We start from the raw sequence: 4,698 nt of genomic DNA on the forward strand, positions 1-4,698 counted from the left end.
GGCTCCCCTCTCCCGGAGGGGAGGGGTCGGGGGTGGGGTAATACGGCCGCCGAGCCGCCCCACCACTACGCATTCGGCGTAGTATGCAGCGCCCGAAACTCAGAAGGCGACAACTGGTAGCGCCCCCGAAAGCTCGTCGAGAAATAAGCCGGCGACGAGAAGCCCAGCTGGTACGCCACCTCCGCGATGGTGAGGCCGTCTTCGAGCAGCAGCTGCCGGCTTTTGGTGAGGCGCAGGCCCTGGATGAAGTCGCTGACGCCGGTGCCCAGCACGGCCTTCACCTTGCGGTAGAGTTGCACCCGCGAGAGGCCCAGGCTATGGGCCACATCGTCCACGCTCAAGTCGGGGCGGGCTAGGTTGGCTTCCACGATGGCCGTGAGGTCGGCCAGAAACTTCTGGTCGGGGCGCTGGGCGGGGGCCACGGTGGCGGTATCGGTGCTCAGCTCGCGGCGGAAATGCTCGCGCTGGCGCTGGCGGTTGCCGAGCAGCGTGCGCAGGCTTTCGAGCAAAAACGTGGGATTGAAGGGCTTGGTGAGGTAGAGGTCGGCCCCGGCCTGCACGCCCTCTACCTGCTGCTCGGGGGCCGAGCGCGCCGTGAGCAGCACCACCGGAATGTGCGAGGTGCGCCAGTCGCCCTTGAGCTGGCTCACCACTTCCAGGCCGCTCAGGTCGGGCATCATCACGTCGCACACCACCAGGTCGGGGATGGTGTCGGCGGCCAGGCGCAGGCCGGTGGCCCCGTCGGCCGCCGTTTGCACCTGGAAGTGGGGCCGCAGCTTGCGCGCCAGAAAGGCGTTGACCTCGGGGTTATCCTCAATCACGAGCACCAGCGCGGCGCTGGTGTCGCCGGTGGCAAAGGCCGCGTCGGGCAGGGTTTCGGCCAGCTCCTCATCGAGCGTGAAGGCCGGCGACACGGGCATGGGCGCGGGCGCAGCCGAGCGCAGCGCCTCGGGCAAGGCCAGCGGCAGCGTGAGCACAAACGTGGTGCCCTGCCCCGGCAAGCTCCGAAACGTGAGCTGCCCCTGGTGCAACCGCGTGAGGCCCAGCGCCAAGGCCAGCCCCATGCCCGAACCCTTGCCGCCCGGCGTCTGCCCCTGGTAAAACCACTCGAAGATGTGCGCCTGGTCGTGGGCGCTGATGCCGGGGCCGGTGTCCTCCACGCTCACCCGCACCTGCCCCTCGGCCGGCAGCGGCTCGATGCTGACGGCAATCTGCCCACGCTCAGGCGTGAATTTCAGCGCATTAGCCAGCAGGTTGAAAAAGACCTTATCCAGAATGTTGACATCGAACCACAGCCACACGGCCGGCTCGGCCGGCAAAAACCGCAGGCTGATGCCGCGCTGCCGGGCCGTTTTCTCAAACATGTCCATGATTTCGCGCACGAAAACCACCAGGTTGCCCTCGGTAGCCCGCACGGGCATCTTGCCCACGTCGATTTTGCGAAAATCCATGAGCTGATTCACCAGCTGCAACAACCGCTGGGCGTTGCGTCGCACTAGGCTCAGTTCGTGGCGCTGGCCGGGGGGCAGCGGCGGGCCGGCGGTCAGCACCTCCTCCAGCGGCCCCAGCATGAGGGTGAGCGGGGTGCGCAGCTCGTGCGAGAAGTTGGTGAAAAAGCGCAGCTTGGCCTCGGTTTCCTTGCGCGCCTGCTCGGCCAGGTCCTCAATCTGGTTGCGCTGCGAGCGGATTTCCTGGTTTTGGCCCGCCAGCATCCGCGTGATGCGGCGGTTGGCGCGCAGCGCCCGCCACGCCAGCAGCCCCAGCCCGGCCGCCACCAGCAGCGCCCCGGCCACCACGTACAGCACCAGCTGCTGGCTGGCGTAGGTGGCGCGCTGCGAGCGCAGCAGCTCCTGCTGCCGCTGAATGTCCTGCTGCTGGCTGGCCAGCTGCTCGGTTTGCAGCTTCATCGTCTGCACGTTGGTCGAGTCGATAACCATCGTACTGAGAATGTTCTCCTTATGATACGGCTCGCGGCGCAAAATGTGCATGGCCGTGCGAATGGCTTCCTCCCCCCCCGGCGAGTACAGCAGCGTGGCCGTGATGATGCCATCCTGCACCAGCTGAATGCCGCCCTGCGGGCCGGGCAGCCCATCCACGCCCACCACCCGCACCCGGTGGCTGATGCCCAGCTGCTTGCACACCTGGTAGGCCCCCAGCGCTAGGCGGTCATTATGAGCAAAAATCAGGTTGACCTCGGGGTGCGCGCGCAGCACCGGCGGCAGCGCCCGCAGCACCGACGGCCGCTCCCAATCGGAAGGCACCTGCGCTGCCAAATGCAGCCCCGGCAACGCCGCCAGCCCCCGCACGAAGCCCAAATGCCGGTCCACGGCCGGCGACGAGCCAGCCGCGCCCAGCACTTCTAGCACGTTGCCGCGCTGGTGCAGCAGGCTGCTGGCGTAGCGGCTAGCCATCTGGCCCACTTCCTGGTTGTTGCCACCCACGTAGGCCGTGTACAGCTTCGAGGTAGTGCGCCGGTCGAGAATCACCACCGGAATACCACGGTTATAAACTTCTTCCACCAGCGGCGTAATCGGCTCAGCCTCATTGGCCGACACGATGAGGAGGTCGATGCCCTCGCGCAGAAAATCGCGGATGTCCTGCGCCTGCTGGGCCGTGCTGTAGTGGGCGTCCTTCATCTGGAAGCGCACCTGCGGGTAGAAGCTCAGCTCCTTTTGCATCCCGGCCAGCATGGCCAGCCGCCAGGCGTCGCCGTTGGTGCACTGCGAAAAGCCGATGCGGTAGGCGGGCGGCGCGGGCGCGGCCTGGGCCGCCGGGCCGCGCAGGCCAGCGACCACTACCCAGCTCAGCAGTAGCCAACAGGCTATTCGGGCGGCGAGTATCATTTTGCTAAGGTACTTGTGCGTATCGGATATGCGGAAATTAGGAGTGAGTAGTTACTTATCAAGGTAGCGTCGTTATTAATACCCGTCATGCTGAGCGAAGCCGAAGCATCTCTATCGGTGAACTAACCCTTGATGCATAACAACAGTGCGGTAGAGATGCTTCGACTTCGCTCAGCATGACGGGTAGTGCCTTACTGCGCAACGAGTGCAATATTCTTTCCAGCTGATTATCTGAGGGAAATCTAAAGAAACTTCCGCTTCCGCACCCAAGCCGCTAAGAGGCTGCCTTACCTTTGGGGCTGCTACTCACAGGTATGAATTCGACGCGTTCGCAAAACCCGTTTTTACTGGTTTTGCTGGTGGTGGGCTTATTGGGCCTGCTTTCTCTCTTAAAACCGGGCATGACGGTGGGCGGCGTGGAGCTACGCCCGGTGCGGCTACTGGCCGACGTCTTGCGCAAAGACCCCACGGCCCTGGCCCGCCTCGCCGCGCCCCCGCCCAATGCCCCGCCCACCGTGGCCCCGGCCGATACGGTAGCCGCCGCGACCGCCGACACCGAACCGGCCGACACCGTGGCCACGCCCGGCACTACCCAGCCCCGGCAATCCGGCGTGCCCAACCTGGGCGGCCTCGACAGCTTTTTGGCCGCCCTGCGTCAAACCAAAGCCGATGGCAGCCCGGTCCGCATTGCCTACTTCGGCGATTCCATGATTGAGGGCGACCTCATCACCGGCGACCTCCGCAACAGCCTCCAAACCGAGTTTGGTGGCGCGGGCGTGGGCTACGTACCCATCAATTCCATCACGGCCGACTTTCGGAGCACCATCCGCCAAACGTTTTCCAGCGACTGGTACGAGTATAATTTGGTATCGGCCAAGCTGCCCAGCAAGTGCCCGCTGGGCATTTCGGGGCACGCCTTTTTACCCCGCCAAGTAGCCAACCGCGACAGCACCGGCATCGTGGCCGATACCAGCTGGGTGCAGTACCAGGCTGGGCCGGGCCGGGCCACTACCCGCCGCTTCGCGGAGGCGCGCCTGTTTTATGGCCCCGGCTCGGGCCGCGACCAGGTGCTCGTGACCACCGACCGCCACCGCGTGCCGCACACGCTGCCCGGCCGCGCCGCCGTCAACGAGCTGCTACTCAAGCCCGGCGTGCCGGCCCGCACCATGCGCTTTGCCTTTGCGGCGCACGGCCCGCGCCCGGTGTACGGCGTCAGCTTTGAAAGCCCGCAGGGCGTGGTGCTCGACAACTTTTCGTTTCGGGGCAACAGCGGCTTAGGGCTCACCAAGATTCCCTTCAATCAGCTGGCCGCCTTCGGCAATTTGCTCGATTACCGCCTCATTATCATTCACTACGGCGTAAATGTGGCCTCGGCCAGCTACAAAAGCTACAACTGGTACGAGCGCGGCATGACCCGCGTGGTCGACCGCATGCAGCGCGCTTTTCCTAATGCCAGCATCCTCATCGTGGGCATGAGCGACAAAAGCTCGCGCATCGACGGCGAGTTCGTGACCGACCCCAGCGTGCCGCGCCTGCTGGCGGCCCAGCGCCGGCTGGCCGAGCGCAACCACGCCGCGTTCTGGAATTTATACGAGGCGATGGGCGGCGAAAACTCGATGGTGAAGTGGGTCGAGGAGTCGCCCGCGCTGGCCAATAAGGACTACACGCACGTGAACCCGCGCGGGGCGCATAAGATTGCAGGTCTGCTTTTCGACTACCTCATGCGGGAGTACGCGCACCCCACGCCGGCCGGCGGCGCACGCCCGGCCAGCCGCCCCGACAGCACTAGTCGCCCGGTCCGCGACTCGGCCGCCGCTACGCGCTAATGTTAATTCGCGCAGTGTTTCGGGGTGTT

At 65.3% G+C, this 4,698-nt stretch carries 2 protein-coding genes; one reads left to right on the forward strand and one right to left on the reverse strand.

Annotated elements, in window-relative coordinates:
• Positions 1-65 precede the first annotated feature (65 nt).
• Positions 66-2,843 (reverse strand): substrate-binding domain-containing protein, encoded by a 2,778-nt coding sequence (locus tag VFO93_RS15875; RefSeq protein ID WP_325135349.1) that lies wholly within the window; start codon positions 2,841-2,843, stop codon positions 66-68.
• 314 nt (positions 2,844-3,157) lie between these two features.
• Between VFO93_RS15875 and VFO93_RS15880 the strand changes: the two genes are divergently transcribed.
• Complete coding sequence (locus VFO93_RS15880) at positions 3,158-4,669, forward strand: hypothetical protein (RefSeq protein ID WP_325135350.1); 1,512 nt, start codon at positions 3,158-3,160, stop codon at positions 4,667-4,669.
• Positions 4,670-4,698 lie beyond the last annotated feature (29 nt).

The sequence above is a fragment of the Hymenobacter sp. genome, assembly GCF_035709525.1.
In the GTDB taxonomy this organism is placed as follows: Bacteria; Bacteroidota; Bacteroidia; order Cytophagales; family Hymenobacteraceae; genus Hymenobacter.